We start from the raw sequence: 15,356 nt of genomic DNA on the forward strand, positions 1-15,356 counted from the left end.
CCTGTATCGGCAGCCTGAGGGATTTCTGAAAAGTTACTTTGTCGGCCGTTGCCGCTCAGCCGAGGCGAGCGCTCGATGATTCTGCCGGGCAAAAAAAGCCCCGCCAAATTGACGGGGTTGAGGTACGAGCGTGGCGCTCGGAAAAGGTGCGTTAGCGGCCCGCCCATGAGGGCAGGCCGCTCGCCGGTTACAGCAGAATGGTACGGATGTCGGCCAGCAGGTCGCTCAGACGCTTGGTGAAGCGTGCGGCGGCTGCGCCGTTGATCACTCGGTGATCGTAGGACAGGGACAGGGGCAGCATCAGCTTCGGCTGGAAGGCTTTGCCATCCCAGACAGGCTGGATGGTGGCCTTGGAAACACCGAGGATCGCCACTTCCGGCGCATTGACGATCGGCGTGAAACCGGTGCCGCCAATGTGTCCGAGGCTGGAGATGGTGAAGCAGGCGCCTTGCATCTCGTCTGCGGAGAGCTTCTTGGTTCGGGCTTTTTCCGCCAGGGAAGCGGCTTCGGCGGCCAGCTGCAGCAGGCTCTTCTGATCGACGTTCTTGATCACCGGTACCAGCAGGCCATCCGGGGTGTCCACGGCGAAGCCGATGTTCACGTACTTCTTGCGGATGATCGCTTTACCACTTGGTGCCAGGGAACTGTTGAAGTCCGGCAGTTCCTTGAGCAAGTGCGCGCAGGACTTGAGCAGCAGCGGCAGGATGGTCAGCTTGACGCCGGCCTTCTCGGCCACGGCTTTCTGCGCAACGCGGAATGCTTCCAGCTCGGTGATGTCGGCCGAGTCGAACTGCGTCACGTGCGGCACGTTCAGCCAACTGCGGTGCAGGTTGGCAGCGCCGGCCTGCATCAGGCGGGTCATCGGTACTTCTTCGATGTCACCGAAGCGGCTGAAGTCGACGACCGGAATCGGCGGGATGCCCGCGCCACCCGTTGCGCCTGCTGCAGCGGCTGGTGCTTCCTTGGCCTTCTGCATCATCGCTTTGACGTAAACCTGCACGTCTTCCTTGAGGATGCGACCGTGCGGACCGCTGGCGCTTACGGCGCTCAGCTCAACACCCAGTTCACGAGCCAGTTGACGCACAGCAGGGCCAGCATGGACTTTGGCGCCGGGTTTGGCTGGAGCGGCGACTGCAGCAACCGCCGGAGCAGCGGTTGCCGGAGCGGCAGCGGCAGGTGCTGTACTTGGTGCAGCAGCGGTTTGAGTCGGGGCAGTGGCCGGGGCCGCGCCTTTGACTTTCAGCTTGAGGATCAGGTCGCCAGTGCCGACTTCATCGTCCAGCTTGATGGAAACGCTTTCCACCACGCCAGCGGCCGGCGATGGAATTTCCATGCTCGCCTTGTCGGACTCGAGGGTGATCAGCGACTGGTCGGCGACGACGCTGTCGCCGGCCTTGACCAGCACTTCGATGATCTTGGCCTTGCCGGCCGAGCCGATGTCCGGAACATGGATGTCCTGGATGCTGTCAGCCACAGGAGCCGCTGGTGCTGCCGCAGGAGCAGGCGCAGCGGCTGGTGCAGCGGCCTGAGCGGGAGCGGCGGCAGCCGGTGCCGCAGCACCTGCCACTTCCAGGTCCAGAATCAGGTCGCCCGTGCCGACTTCGTCGTTGAGCTTGACGCTGATGGCCTTGACCACGCCAGCGGCCGGCGATGGGATTTCCATGCTGGCTTTATCAGACTCAAGGGTGATCAGCGACTGATCGGCCTCGACGGTGTCGCCGACCTTGACCTGGATCTCGATGATCTGCGCCTTGCCCGACGAGCCGATGTCCGGCACGTGCACTTGCTGCACCGAGGCTGCGGCTGGCGCAGCGCTAGGGGCTGGCGCTGCTGGCGCTGCTGGAGCCGCGGCAGGTTGTTCAGCTTTTGCTGCAGCAGCGGCAGGTGCCGGGGCCGCAGCCGCGGCGCCTTCGACTTCCAGCTCCAGCAGTTCGTCGCCTTCTTTCAGGCGGTCGCCCAGCTTAACTTTCAGGCTCTTGACCACGCCGGCTTTCGGCGCAGGGATTTCCATGCTGGCCTTGTCTGACTCGAGGGTCAGGATGCTCTGGTCGGCTTCGATGCGATCGCCGACCTTGACCATCAGTTCGATTACTTCACCTTCACCGCTGCCGATGTCAGGTACGCGAATGAGTTCGCTCACAGAAAGTCTCCTCAGCAGTCCAGTGGGTTGCGTTTTTCCGGGTTGATACCGAACTTGGTGATGGCTTCAGCCACGACCTTAGGTTCGATGTCACCACGGTCAGCCAGGGCTTCCAGGGCTGCCAACACCACGAAATGACGGTCTACTTCGAAGAAGTGACGCAGTTTCTTGCGGCTGTCGCTGCGGCCAAAACCGTCGGTGCCCAGGACTTTGAACTCCTTGGACGGTACCCACTGGCGGATCTGTTCGGCAAACAGCTTCATGTAGTCGGTAGAGGCGATGACCGGACCCTTGCGACCGCTCAGGCACTCTTCGACGTAGCTCAGCTTCGGCTTCTGGCCAGGGTGCAGACGGTTGCTGCGCTCTACGGCCAGGCCATCGCGACGCAGTTCGTTGAAGCTGGTCACGCTCCACACGTCGGCGGCGACGTTGAACTCGTCCCGCAGGATCTTCGCCGCTTCGCGGACTTCGCGCAGGATGGTGCCGGAGCCCATCAGCTGTACGTGGTGCGCGGCTTCGCGGGTGTCCTCTTCCAGCAGGTACATGCCCTTGATGATGCCTTCCTCGACACCTTCAGGCATGGCTGGCTGCTGGTAGGACTCGTTCATCACGGTGATGTAGTAGAAGACGTCCTGTTGCTCTTCGGTCATCTTCTTCATGCCGTCCTGGATGATCACCGCCAGCTCGTAGCCGTAGGTTGGATCAAAGGTGCGGCAGTTCGGGATGGTCCCGGCCAGCATGTGGCTGTGGCCGTCTTCGTGCTGCAGGCCTTCACCGTTGAGGGTGGTACGGCCGGCGGTGCCGCCGATCAGGAAGCCGCGGGTACGGCTGTCACCAGCGGCCCAGGCCAGGTCGCCAATACGCTGGAAGCCGAACATCGAATAGAAGATGTAGAACGGCAGCATCGGCTGGTTGTGGCTGGAGTACGAAGTACCGGCCGCAATGAAGGAACTCATGGCGCCCGCTTCGTTGATGCCTTCTTCGAGGATCTGGCCCTTCTTGTCTTCGCGGTAGAACATCACCTGGTCTTTATCGACTGGCTCGTAGAGCTGGCCGACGGAGGAGTAGATGCCCAACTGACGGAACATGCCTTCCATACCGAAGGTACGGGCTTCGTCCGGGATGATCGGCACGATGCGCTGGCCGACTTCCTTGTCCTTGACCAGCTGCGCGAGGATCCGCACGAAGGCCATGGTGGTGGAGATTTCGCGATCGCCGGAACCGTCGAGGATGGCCTTGAGGGTATCCAGTGGCGGGGTCGGGATGCTGAAGCTCTTGGCGCGACGCTGAGGCACGAAACCGCCCAGTGCGGCACGGCGCTCGCTCAGGTAGCGGGCTTCGGCGCTGCCTTCTTCAGGCTTGAAGAACGGCAGGTTTTCGATGTCGTCGTCTTTCACCGGAATGTCGAAACGATCGCGGAACAGCTTCAGGCTGTCGACGTCGACTTTCTTGGTGTTGTGCGCGGTGTTCTTCGCTTCGCCGGCGCCGGTGCCATAACCCTTGATGGTCTTGGCCAGGATGACGGTCGGCTGCTCTTTGTGGTTGACCGCCTCGTGGTAGGCCGCATAGACCTTGTACGGGTCGTGGCCGCCACGGTTGAGTTTCCAGATCTCGTCGTCGGACAGATCGGCAACCATCGCCTTGAGTTCAGGGGTATTGAAGAAGTGCTCACGGACGAACGCACCGTCTTTGGCCTTGTAGTTCTGGTACTCGCCGTCGATGACTTCGTCCATGCGACGTTGCAAGATGCCGTCGACGTCCTTGGCCAGCAGTGGGTCCCAGAAGCGGCCCCAGACCACCTTGTTGACGTTCCACTGGGCACCACGGAACACGCCTTCGAGTTCCTGGATGATCTTGCCGTTGCCGCGAACCGGGCCGTCGAGGCGCTGCAGGTTGCAGTTGATGACGAAGATCAGGTTGTCCAGCTTCTCGCGGCCGGCCAGGGAGATCGCGCCCAGGGATTCCGGCTCGTCGCACTCGCCGTCGCCCATGAAGCACCAGACTTTCTGCTTGCCGGCCGGGATGAAGCCGCGGGCTTCCAGGTACTTCATGAAGCGTGCCTGGTAGATCGCCTGGATCGGGCCCAGACCCATGGAAACGGTGGGGAACTGCCAGAAGTCAGGCATCAGCCAAGGGTGCGGGTAGGACGACAGACCGTTGCCGTCGACTTCCTGACGGAAATTGTTCATCTGGTCTTCGGTGATGCGGCCTTCCATGAACGCACGGGCGTAGACGCCTGGCGATGCGTGACCCTGGAAGTAGATCAGGTCGCCGCCGTGTTCGTCGGTCGGGGCCTGGAAGAAGTAGTTGAAGCCGATGTCATACAAAGTGGCGCTGGAGGCGAAGCTGGAGATGTGACCGCCCAGGTCAGAATCTTTCAGGTTCGTACGCATGACCATGGCCAACGCGTTCCAACGTACCAGCGAGCGAATGCGGCGTTCCATGAACAGGTCGCCAGGCATGCGTGCTTCGTGGGTGACGGGAATCGTGTTGCGGTATGGCGTGGTGATGGCGTAGGGCAGTTGCGAGCCGCTGCGGGTCGCGAGTTCGCCCATACGGGTCATCAGATAGTGAGCACGGTCTTCGCCTTCTTTGTCGAGAACCGATTCCAGGGCGTCCAGCCATTCCTGGGTTTCGACGGGATCGAGGTCTTGCATGGCTTGCTCCAGGGCGGAAAGGCTTCCAGAATCGGTTGCCTGAGTTTGCGACTGGCCTTGTGGGCAGACGATTATAAATTCTTGGATTGCCGGAGGTTGATCCGGCGGCGTGTAGTTTTACTACAAATCGTCGGCCATTTCAGCCTTTCGAATGTATATACGAGTAGTAAAACTACAGAAGAGCGGCTTGTGGGCTCCTGCTGCGTTGTGAGAATAATCGTTACTGTTGGTCGATGACCAACGGGAATAGGTAAAAAATTAATGCCGGCTGCTAAAAAAAACCTATTTTCAGCTATTTCTAACTTTTGTTCGACAGTCCATCAGGCTACTTGCCCTCGATATCCCTCTCCGCCTGCCTTTTCCACGCCGATCAAGGATAGTCCATGAGTCTGCCCGCGCTTGCCCCAGTCCCCGCGATTCTCCTGCCATTGGTCAGCCGTGCGGAGCAGTCGTTCCGTGCGGCAGTGGCAACCCTGGAAGGAGACCCTGGGGTTGCGGATTGGAGTGCAGAGCGCTGGGCCGAGTTTGCCCGGGTCAGTGCCGCCAGCGACTTTGTCATTGAACAGAGCCTGCGTGACCCTTTGATGTTGTTGGAGCTGGTGCGCTCAGGTGAGCTTGATCGCGGGTTCGCTGTGGGTGAGTTGTGCGCGCAGATCGCCGCGGCGGTGCAAGCGGCCGACACCGAGGACGAGTTGGGGCGCGTGCTGCGCCGTCAGCGTACTCGGCATCAGGTGCGGATTATCTGGCGTGACTTGAGTCGCCAGGCAGACTTGGTGCAAACCTGCCGTGATCTGTCCGATCTGGCCGATGCCTGCATCGACCAGGCTTATCAATGGTTGTACCTGCGCCACAGCCAGCAGTTTGGCGTGCCCACCGGTGCCCGCAGCGGCGAGCCGCAGCAGATGGTCATTCTGGGAATGGGCAAGTTGGGGGCGGTCGAGCTCAACCTGTCGTCCGACATCGACCTGATCTTTGCTTACCCCGAAGGCGGAGAAACGGTGGGGATCAAGCGCCCCCTGGACAACCAGGAGTTCTTTATTCGTTTAGGACAGCGCCTGATCAAGGCGCTGGACCCCATGACCGTCGATGGTTTTGTGTTTCGCGTCGACATGCGCCTGCGGCCGTACGGCTCTGCCGGAGCCCTGGTCTTGAGCTTCAACGCGTTGGAGCAGTACTACCAGGACCAGGGGCGCGACTGGGAGCGCTACGCCATGATCAAGGCGCGGGTGGTGGCCGGTGATCAAGTGGCTGGCGGGCAATTGCTGGATATGCTGCGCCCCTTCGTTTATCGCCGTTACCTGGACTTTTCTGCCATCGAAGCGCTGCGCACCATGAAGCAGTTGATCCAGCAGGAGGTTCGGCGCAAAGGCATGGCCGACAACATCAAGCTGGGCTCGGGAGGCATTCGCGAGGTCGAGTTCATTGCTCAGGCTTTTCAGTTGATTCACGGCGGTCGCGATCTGAGTCTGCAGCAGCGTCCTTTATTAAAGGTACTCGGCACTCTGGAGGGGCAGGGCTACCTGCCGGCGGCGGTGACCAATGAGCTGCGCGAGGGCTATGAGTTCTTGCGTTACACCGAGCATGCGATCCAGGCGATTGCCGACCGGCAGACGCAGATGCTTCCGGACAACCCCCAGGATCAGGCGCGAATCGCGTTCATGCTGGGGTTTGACGATTGGCGCGCTTTCCATGAGCGACTGATGTATTGGCGCGGGCGGGTGGACTGGCACTTCCGTCAGGTCATCGCCGATCCGGATGAGGACGAAGGCGCCGAAAGCGAAGTGGTGGTGGGGGGCGAGTGGTTGCCGCTGTGGGAGGAGGCCCAGGATGAAGAGGCCGCCTGCCGGCAGTTGCAGGAGGGCGGCTTTGTCGATGCGCCCAAGGCCCTGCGGGCCCTGGCCAGTTTGCGCGGCAGCCCACAGTTGCGCGCCATGCAACGATTGGGGCGCGAGCGCCTGGATGCCTTTATTCCACGGTTGTTGGCTCAGGCGGTGGAGCATGCCAATCCGGACTTGGTGCTCGAGCGGGTGTTGCCGCTGGTGGAGGCCGTGGCGCGCCGTTCTGCTTATCTGGTGCTGCTCACCGAAAACCCTGGTGCTTTGCGGCGTCTGCTGACCCTGTGCGCGGCCAGTCCGTGGATCGCCGAGCAGATCACCCGCTTCCCCTTGCTGCTGGATGAGTTGCTCAACGAGGGCCGGTTGTTCAAGCCGCCCCTGGCGCCTGAGCTGGCGGCCGAGCTGCGTGAGCGCCTGACGCGCATTCCCGAGGATGATCTGGAGCAGCAGATGGAAGCACTGCGTCACTTCAAGCTGGCCCACCGTCTGCGAGTGGCGGCGTCGGAGATCGCTGGCAGTCTGCCTCTAATGAAAGTCAGCGATTACCTGACCTGGCTCGCCGAGGCGATTCTTGAGCAGGTTCTGGCTCTGGCCTGGCGCCAGACCGTTGCCAAGTACGGCGCGCCGCTGCGCAACGACGGCACCTTGTGTGATCCAGGTTTCATCATTGTCGGTTATGGCAAGGTTGGCGGCATCGAGTTGGGGCATGGTTCGGATCTGGATCTGGTGTTCATTCATGATGGTGATCCCCAGGCGGAAACCGATGGCCCCAAAGCCATCGATGGTGCGCAGTTCTTTACTCGACTCGGGCAGCGCATCATTCATCTGCTGACCACGCAGACCAATTCCGGGCAACTTTACGAAGTGGACATGCGTTTGCGGCCATCGGGTGCTTCGGGTCTGCTGGTGAGTTCGCTGGGGGCTTTTGCCCGTTATCAGGAGAACGAGGCCTGGACCTGGGAGCATCAGGCGCTGGTGCGGGCGCGGGTGTTGGTGGGCAGTCAGGATGTGGGGCAGGCCTTTGAAAAGGTTCGTGCCGCGGTGCTGGGCAAAGCGCGCGATCTGCCCAAGCTGCGTCAGGAAGTCAGCGAGATGCGGGCCAAGATGCGCGACAACCTGGGCAGTCGCTTGACCGCTGCCGGGACTGCGGCCAATGCCTTTGAAGCCACGGTGCCGTTCGACCTCAAGCAGGACGCCGGAGGTATCGTCGATATCGAATTTATGGTGCAATACGCGGCCCTGGCGTGGTCCGAAGAGCACCCGTCATTGCTGCGTTACACCGATAACATCCGCATTCTGGAGGGGCTGGAGCATGTTGGGCTGATGCCCGCGAGTGATGCCAGCCTGCTGCGCGAGGTCTACAAGGCCTACCGTTCTGCGGCTCACCGACAGGCGTTGCAGAATGAGGCGGGAATCATTGCCGGCGACCAATTCGTGACCCAGAGACGGGAAGTGTTGCGGATTTGGCGCGAGCTGGGGCTAAGCTAAGCGGCCAGAGACGGTCATCAATGTATCCGGCGAGCCTTGCACGCTCGCCCAAACTGAACCAGCGGTGAAGGCCGCGGTGCTGGATTCTCGAGGCGGGGAGGCGTATGCCTCCCCGGCTCGTTTATGGAAACCACATGAATATTCTGATTGTTGGGCCCAGTTGGGTCGGTGACATGGTGATGGCGCAGACACTCTTCGAGTGTCTGAAACAGCGCCATCCTCAATGCGAGATCGACGTGCTGGCCCCGGAGTGGAGCCGGCCGATTCTGGAGCGCATGCCCCAGGTGCGTCGGGCCTTGAGCTTCCCTCTCGGCCACGGTGCCCTGGAGCTGGCGACCCGTCGACGTATCGGCAAGTCCCTCGTCGGCCAGTACGATCAGGCCATCTTGCTGCCCAACTCGCTGAAGTCGGCCCTGGTGCCGTTCTTTGCCGGCATTGCCAAGCGTACCGGCTGGCGTGGCGAGTTCCGTTACGGCCTGCTCAATGACGTGCGCACCCTCGATAAAGAGCGCTACCCGCTGATGATCGAGCGTTTCATGGCCCTGGCCCATGAGCCGGACGCCGAGCTGCCCCAGCCCTATCCGCGCCCGAGTCTGCAGATCGATCCGCAAAGCCGCGACGCCGCCCTGGCCAAGTTCGGCCTGACCCTGGACCGACCGGTGCTGGCGTTGTGTCCGGGGGCCGAGTTCGGCGAGGCCAAGCGCTGGCCGTCCGAGCATTACGCCCAGGTCGCCGAAGCCAAGGTCCGCGAAGGCTGGCAGGTTTGGCTGTTCGGGTCGAAGAATGACCACGGGGTAGGTGAAGAGATTCGTGGGCGGCTGATTCCCGGCTTGCGCGAAGAAGCGACCAATCTAAGCGGCGAGACCTCCCTGGCCGAGGCCATCGATCTGCTGTCCTGCGCCGCCGCCGTGGTGTCCAACGATTCCGGGCTGATGCACGTGGCAGCGGCGCTGAACCGGCCACTGGTGGCGGTCTATGGCTCCACCTCGCCGGGCTTCACTCCGCCTCTGGCGGATCAGGTCGAAGTGGTGCGCCTGGGTATCGAGTGCAGTCCGTGTTTCGACCGCACCTGTCGCTTCGGCCATTACAACTGCCTGCGCCAGTTGTTGCCGCAGCCGGTGAATGAAGCCTTGCAGCGCTTGCAGGGCTCCCCGGTCGAGGTCCAATAAGTTGCGGGTACTGTTGATCAAGACCTCTTCTCTGGGTGATGTGATTCACGCATTGCCGGCGCTGACCGATGCCGCGCGAGCCATCCCCGGGATCAAGTTCGACTGGGTGGTGGAAGAAGGCTTTGCCGAAATTCCCACCTGGCACCCGGCAGTGGGCAAGGTGATTCCGGTGGCGATTCGTCGCTGGCGCAAGAATCTCTGGCAGACCATCAAGAGCGGCGAATGGCGGCGCTTCAAGCAAAGTGTGCGCTCGACCAAGTACGACCTGGTGATCGATGCCCAGGGGTTACTGAAAAGCGCCTGGCTGACCCGCTACGTGCGTGCCCCAGTGGCTGGCCTGGACAACCACTCGGCGCGCGAACCCCTGGCGTCGCGCTTCTATTCTCGGCGCTTGGCAGTGGCTCGCGGTCAGCACGCCGTGGAGCGGGTGCGTCAGTTGTTTGCCGTCGCCCTGGGATACGACTTGCCGCAAGGCTTGGGCGACTACGGGTTGAGTGTCGAGAAACTGGTGGAGCTGCCGCGCAAGAAGCCCTTCGTGCTGTTTCTGCATGGCACCACCTGGGACACCAAGCATTGGCCTGAAGCCTATTGGCGCGAGTTGACCGAGCGCATGGGTATGCTCGGGGTCGAGGTTAAGCTGCCTTGGGGCAACGCCGCCGAGAAAGCCCGGGCCGAGCGCATCGCCAACGGCCTGAAAAATGCCACGGTACTGCCCAAGCTGAATCTGGCCGGGGTCGCCAAAGTGCTGGCCGGTGCCCAGGCTTGTGTGGCTGTGGACACTGGGTTGGGCCACCTTGCCGCTGCCCTGGATGTGCCCACCATCTCATTGTTCGGCCCCACCAACCCGGGGCTGACCGGTGCTTATGGCCGGGTGCAGATCCATCTGGGGAGCAATTTCCCCTGTGCGCCGTGTCTACAGAAGAAATGCACCTATCAACCGACTGCTGTGGATCAGCAGCGCTATGACATCAAGCGCGAGTGGCCGTTGTGCTTCACTCGCCTGAATCCCGAGCGTGTCGCCAGCCGACTGAGCACCTTGTTACTGGCTGAGGAGCCGCGCTGATGCAATTGGCTTTTGTTCTTTATAAGTATTTCCCTTTCGGCGGTCTGCAGCGGGACTTCATGCGCATTGCCCTGGAGTGCCAGCGTCGCGGGCATCAGATCCGTGTCTACACCCTGATCTGGGAAGGCGACGTGCCTGCGGGGTTCGAAGTGCTGGTGGCGCCGGTCAAGGCGCTGTTCAACCACCGTCGCAATGAAAAACTCAGCGCCTGGATGGAGGCCGACCTAGCCAAGCGTCCGGTGGACCGCCTGATCGGTTTCAACAAGATGCCGGGGCTGGACGTGTACTACGCCGCCGACGGCTGTTTCGAGGACAAGGCGCAGAACCTACGGCACTCGCTGTACCGCCGCTGGGGGCGCTACCGGCACTTCGCCGAATACGAGCGCGCCGTGTTTGCCAAGGACGCCAAGACCGAGATCCTGATGATCTCCGAAGTCCAGCAGCCACTGTTTATCAAGCATTACGGCACCCCGCTGGAGCGTTTTCATCTGCTCCCGCCGGGTATTGCCCAGGACCGTCGGGCACCGGCGAACGCCGCTGAGGTTCGCGCCGAGTTCCGCCGTGAGTTCAACCTCAAGGACGACGACCTGCTGCTGGTGCAGATCGGCTCCGGGTTCAAGACCAAGGGCGTGGATCGCAGCCTCAAGGCCCTGGCGGCGCTGCCGTCGGCGCTGAAAAAACGCACCCGGCTGTTTGTCATCGGTCAGGACGACCCCAAGGTCTTCCAGATGCAGAGCGCTGCACTGGGCTTGAGCGATCAGGTGCAGTTCATGAAGGGGCGCAGCGATATTCCGCGCTTTCTGTTGGGCGCCGACGCGCTGATTCATCCGGCCTACAACGAAAACACCGGCACCGTATTGCTTGAAGCGCTGGTCGCTGGTTTGCCGGTGCTGGTCAGCGCCGTTTGCGGTTATGCCCATTACATCGCCGAGGCCGACAGCGGTCTGGTGCTGGATGAACCGTTCGAGCAGATCCAGCTCAATCAATACCTCACCACCCTGTTGACCGACGACGCTGCACGCGCGACCTGGAGCCGAAATGGCCTGGCGTTCGCCGAGACGGCCGACCTTTACAGCATGCCGCAGCACGCTGCGGATGTGATTCTGGCGGAGCAACACCGATGAAGTTGATGCTTGCCGAACCCTTCAAAAGCCTCTGGGCTGGGCGCGACGCGTTCGCCGCCGTTGAGGAACTCAAGGGCCAGGTTTACCGTGAGCTGGAAGCCCGCCGTACCTTGCGTACGGAAGTCGACGGCCGCGGTTATTTCGTGAAGATCCATCGTGGCATCGGCTGGGGCGAGATCGCCAAGAACCTGGTCACCGCCAAGCTGCCGGTGCTGGGCGCCGGTCAGGAATGGCGGGCGCTGGAGCGTCTGCATCAGGCTGGCGTGCCGACCATGACGGCCGTGGCCTATGGCGAGCGTGGCCGGAATCCGGCGGACCAGCATTCGTTCATCGTCACCGAGGAATTGGCGCCGACCGTCAGCCTTGAAGACTTCAGTTTCGACTGGATCAAACAGCCGCCAGCACCAGCGCTCAAGCGGGCGCTGATCGCCGAGGTGGCGCGCATGACCGGGATGATGCACCGCGCCGGGGTCAATCATCGCGACTGCTACATCTGCCACTTCCTGTTGCACACCGACCGGCCGATCACCCCTGGGGAGTTGAAGCTCTCGCTGATCGATCTGCATCGGGCCCAGACCCGGCCGAAGATCACCTTGCGCTGGCGTAACAAGGACCTGGCGGCCCTGTATTTCTCGGCCCTGGACATTGGCCTGACGCGCCGCGACAAGCTGCGCTTCCTCAAGGGCTACTTCCAGCAGCCGCTGCGTCGGACGCTGGCGGAAGAGGCGGCATTGTTGTCCTGGCTCGAGGGCAAGGCAGAAAAACTCTACGCCCGTAAACAACGATACGGAGATGCGCTCTGATGGCGGGCTGGAACCTGGAGCCTGCCTATCAGGCATTGGCGCAAGATTTCGGCAGCCTTGAGGCCGTGTTCGGCCTGCAGGGCGAGCGCCTGACCCGCGATCCGCTGTCAGAGGTCATTCGTGTCGAGCGTGAGGGCGTCAATTACTACGTCAAGCGTTACACCGGGGCCGGCAAGAATCTGCGGCGCTACCTGGGCAAGCCCCGGGTCAAGTTTGAATGGCAGAACCTCAAGCGCTTCGCCAAATGGGGCATCCCTACTGCCGAGGTGGTGGCCTGGGGCCTGGAGCGTCGTGGCCTGGCCTATGCACGAGGGGCCATGATTACCCGTGAGCTGCCGCGTACCGAGGACCTTTCGGTGCTGGCCGAGCGTCACGATCCACGGCTCCGGGATCGGTGCTGGGTCGATGGCGTCAGTCGGCAACTGGCCGCTTACACCCGGATCATGCATGACCACCGTTTTACCCATAACGATTTGAAGTGGCGCAACCTGTTGATCGACGATCAAGGCCGGCTATACCTGATTGACTGTCCGAACGGCGATTTCTGGCGTGGCTTCTGGCTCAAGTACCGGATCACCAAAGACCTGGCCTGCCTGGACAAAGTGGCCAAATACCATCTTTCGGCGACTCAGCGCCTGCGCTTTTATCTGCAATACCGCGAGCGTGACCGTCTGAGTGCCGCCGACAAAGAGCGTATCCGCCACGTGGTGCGATTTTTCGAGGGGCGTGAATGACTGATTTCCTGGCGTCCGAGGAGCGTGCGCTACTGGAGCGTAACGGCCTTGGCACTTTTGACCAACTGTGGGCGACACAATTGGAAGCGGTGGATGAACCCAACATCGGTCGAGGCGGCAGCAGCAGCGTCTTTCGTCTGGATGTGGAGGGGCAGGGGTTTTACCTCAAGCGTCAGACCAATTACCTGACCCGGACCCTGCATCGGCCCTTCGGTGAGCCGAGTTTTGCGCGCGAGTTTCGCAATATCCGCCGTTATCAGCAGTTGGGCATTCCGGCGTTGCAAGCAGTTTTCTTTGGCATGCGCAAGGCCAATGGCGAGTCCCGGGCCATACTCCTGACCCGGGCTCTGGATGGTTGGGATGATCTGGATGCGTTGTTGCCGCGTTGGCATGAACTCAGTGAGCTTCAACGCCAGGCGGTACTTAAGGCCTGTGGGCGACTGGCTCGACAGCTGCACGGTCTACGTCAGGTCCATGGCTGTTTTTATCCCAAGCATATTTTTCTGCGGTCCAGCGGCGAGGGTTATCAAGCGCAGTTGATCGACCTGGAGAAAACTCGGCCACTGCTGTTTGGCCAGCGCGATCGGGTCAAGGATCTTGAACCTTTGTTGCGCCGGGCCTCGGTATGGAATGTCGATGAGGTGCGCTGCTTGTTGGCAGCCTATCTGGATCAGCCACAGGACAGCTCCCTGGTGGGCGCGTGGGTGGGCCGGCTCAGTGCTCGCAGCAGCCATAAGGAGTCTCGTTGATGCGTTTGTCCGAGCTGAAAAACAGCGGGCGCAACCCGCTGCTGCCTCTGACCCTGGAGCTGGCAGATGCCGCCGGTCCGGCACAGTTGCAATTGCTGACGTTGCTGCGGGTGCTGCCGGGCCAGCGCTATGTCGGTGCCGGCGTTTGGCGCGGGCGTCCGGTGTTGGCCAAGTTGCTGGTGGGGGCGAAGGCGGCCCGGCATTTTCAGCGGGAATTGAACGGCGTGCGTCTGTTGGCCGAGCAGGGGCTGACCACGCCCTTGTTGCTGACTGATGGTTTGCGCGAAGGCGAGGGCGGCTGGTTGCTCTTCGAGTTCCTGGAGGGCGCGCAAAGCCTGGGCGATGCTTGGAAACAGGTGGAAAAGCTGCCGGTGCTGGCCGATGAGCAGGCTGCGGTGTTGGCTGAAGCGCTCGGGGCGATTGCCCAGTTGCACGCCAAGGGCCTGTGGCAGGAAGACTTGCACCTGGATAACCTGCTGCGCCATGACGGCAAGCTGCACCTGATCGATGGCGCGGGGATCTGTGTCGAAGAGGCGGGCAAGCCCCTGTCCCGGCAAAAGGTCCTGGAAAACCTGGGCGTGTTCTTCGCCCAGTTACCCAAGCGCCTGGAGCCCTTTACTGAAGAGTTGCTGGTGCATTACCTGTTGAGCAACGCCGAGCATGCCTTGCCTTTGGAAGCACTGCAAAAGCAGGTGGATAAGGTGCGCGGCTGGCGGCTGCGGGACTTTCTTAGCAAGGTGGGGCGTGAATGCACATTGTTCAGCGTGCAGCGCGGACCTTTTGCCTTGCGCGCCATTCGCCGCGAGGAGGAGGCTGCGATGCTGCCAGTGTTGGCGCAGGCCGATGCCCTATTGGAGCGGGGGCATTTGTACAAGACTGGTGGCGCCGCCAGTGTCGGTCGGGTCGAGGTCGCGGGGCGGTCCTTGGTGGTCAAGCGCTACAACATCAAGGGCGTCGCTCATTGGCTCAAGCGTTTTTGGCGTCCGAGCCGGGCCTGGCACTCGTGGCGTGAAGGCAACCGCCTGGAATTCCTGGGGATCGCCACGCCCAGCCCCCTGGCGGTGCTGGAGCAGCGTTTTCTATGGTTGCGCCGTCGCGCCTACCTGGTGACCGAATACTTGCCGGGGCCGGACATCATCGAGCGCTTTGCGCCGTTCGTGGACAGTGGCGAGGCTCCGGAGTCGGAGTTGCTGGCGCTGGACCAGCTGTTTGCCCAGTTGATCAAGGAACGCATCAGTCACGGTGACTTCAAGGGCCACAACCTGTTCTGGCAGGAAGATCGCTGGGCCTTGATCGATCTGGATTCCATGTGTCAGCACGCCAGCCTGGGCAGTTTCGCACCGGCGTATGCCCGGGATCGCGCGCGCTTCATGCGCAACTGGCCCGAAAGCAGCAATTTGTATCAAGTGATTGATCAGCGCTTGCCCAAGACCGTCCACTCCACCCAAGCCTGACCTGCGACCCATGGCCGCTGTTGCTGACAGCGGCTGCGGGCCCTGATGGCCGCGGCGCCCTGGCTTGCCGCTTGCCGCTAGAGGCTTGCCCCTGCTTTTCAGTTATAATCCCGCCCTTTCGTTGTTTCTCGCCCCTTTGC

The 15,356-nt window shown here is 61.8% G+C and carries 10 protein-coding genes; 8 read left to right on the plus strand and 2 right to left on the minus strand.

What is annotated here, in order from left to right; translation table 11 throughout:
- Positions 1–187: 187 nt before the first annotated feature.
- On the minus strand, positions 188–2,140 hold the full coding sequence (aceF, locus tag PLD_RS17775; RefSeq protein ID WP_159894980.1) for a dihydrolipoyllysine-residue acetyltransferase: 1,953 nt from the start codon (positions 2,138–2,140) through the stop codon (positions 188–190).
- Positions 2,141–2,151: 11 nt separating this feature from the next.
- Positions 2,152–4,797 (minus strand): pyruvate dehydrogenase (acetyl-transferring), homodimeric type, encoded by a 2,646-nt coding sequence (gene aceE / locus PLD_RS17780; protein WP_159894982.1) that lies wholly within the window; start codon positions 4,795–4,797, stop codon positions 2,152–2,154.
- Between the two features lie 383 nt (positions 4,798–5,180).
- Here aceE and glnE point away from each other — a divergent pair, with 383 nt between their 5' ends.
- The 8 genes from glnE (at position 5,181) to PLD_RS17820 (ending at position 15,216) form a co-directional block, all read left to right on the plus strand.
- Complete coding sequence (gene glnE / locus PLD_RS17785) at positions 5,181–8,120, plus strand: bifunctional [glutamate--ammonia ligase]-adenylyl-L-tyrosine phosphorylase/[glutamate--ammonia-ligase] adenylyltransferase (protein ID WP_159894984.1); 2,940 nt, start codon at positions 5,181–5,183, stop codon at positions 8,118–8,120.
- Between the two features lie 134 nt (positions 8,121–8,254).
- On the plus strand, positions 8,255–9,289 hold the full coding sequence (gene waaF, locus PLD_RS17790) for a lipopolysaccharide heptosyltransferase II (protein WP_159894986.1): 1,035 nt from the start codon (positions 8,255–8,257) through the stop codon (positions 9,287–9,289).
- Position 9,290: 1 nt separating this feature from the next.
- On the plus strand, positions 9,291–10,352 hold the full coding sequence (gene waaC, locus PLD_RS17795; protein ID WP_159894988.1) for a lipopolysaccharide heptosyltransferase I: 1,062 nt from the start codon (positions 9,291–9,293) through the stop codon (positions 10,350–10,352).
- On the plus strand, positions 10,352–11,476 hold the full coding sequence (locus PLD_RS17800) for a glycosyltransferase family 4 protein (RefSeq protein WP_159894990.1): 1,125 nt from the start codon (positions 10,352–10,354) through the stop codon (positions 11,474–11,476). Before waaC ends, PLD_RS17800 begins: the two co-directional genes overlap by 1 nt.
- Positions 11,473–12,279: a lipopolysaccharide core heptose(I) kinase RfaP gene (gene rfaP / locus PLD_RS17805; protein WP_159894992.1), complete on the plus strand. Its 807-nt coding sequence runs from the start codon at positions 11,473–11,475 to the stop codon at positions 12,277–12,279. The genes PLD_RS17800 and rfaP overlap by 4 nt, the downstream gene beginning before the upstream one ends.
- Positions 12,279–13,013 carry a lipopolysaccharide kinase InaA family protein gene (locus PLD_RS17810; protein ID WP_159894994.1) on the plus strand — a complete coding sequence of 245 codons (735 nt, stop codon included), beginning with the start codon at positions 12,279–12,281 and terminating at the stop codon, positions 13,011–13,013. Before rfaP ends, PLD_RS17810 begins: the two co-directional genes overlap by 1 nt.
- A complete protein-coding gene (locus PLD_RS17815; RefSeq protein ID WP_159894996.1) occupies positions 13,010–13,762 on the plus strand; it encodes a lipopolysaccharide kinase InaA family protein in 753 nt (250 codons plus the stop codon). Before PLD_RS17810 ends, PLD_RS17815 begins: the two co-directional genes overlap by 4 nt.
- Entirely contained in the window at positions 13,762–15,216 is a 1,455-nt protein-coding gene (locus tag PLD_RS17820) for a lipopolysaccharide kinase InaA family protein (RefSeq protein ID WP_159894998.1), read from the plus strand. Before PLD_RS17815 ends, PLD_RS17820 begins: the two co-directional genes overlap by 1 nt.
- Positions 15,217–15,356 lie beyond the last annotated feature (140 nt).

It is taken from the genome of Pseudomonas sp. LD120 (genome assembly GCF_009861525.1).
Taxonomy (GTDB): Bacteria; Pseudomonadota; Gammaproteobacteria; order Pseudomonadales; family Pseudomonadaceae; genus Aquipseudomonas.

Coding starts and splice junctions, on each gene's coding strand:
- aceE (WP_159894982.1), bottom strand. CDS start 4,797: ATGCAAGACCTCGATCCCGTCGAAACCCAGGAATGGCTGGACGCCCTG.
- PLD_RS17815 (WP_159894996.1), top strand. CDS start 13,010: ATGACTGATTTCCTGGCGTCCGAGGAGCGTGCGCTACTGGAGCGTAAC.
- PLD_RS17820 (WP_159894998.1), top strand. CDS start 13,762: ATGCGTTTGTCCGAGCTGAAAAACAGCGGGCGCAACCCGCTGCTGCCT.
- rfaP (WP_159894992.1), top strand. CDS start 11,473: ATGAAGTTGATGCTTGCCGAACCCTTCAAAAGCCTCTGGGCTGGGCGC.
- PLD_RS17810 (WP_159894994.1), top strand. CDS start 12,279: ATGGCGGGCTGGAACCTGGAGCCTGCCTATCAGGCATTGGCGCAAGAT.
- waaF (WP_159894986.1), top strand. CDS start 8,255: ATGAATATTCTGATTGTTGGGCCCAGTTGGGTCGGTGACATGGTGATG.
- glnE (WP_159894984.1), top strand. CDS start 5,181: ATGAGTCTGCCCGCGCTTGCCCCAGTCCCCGCGATTCTCCTGCCATTG.
- PLD_RS17800 (WP_159894990.1), top strand. CDS start 10,352: ATGCAATTGGCTTTTGTTCTTTATAAGTATTTCCCTTTCGGCGGTCTG.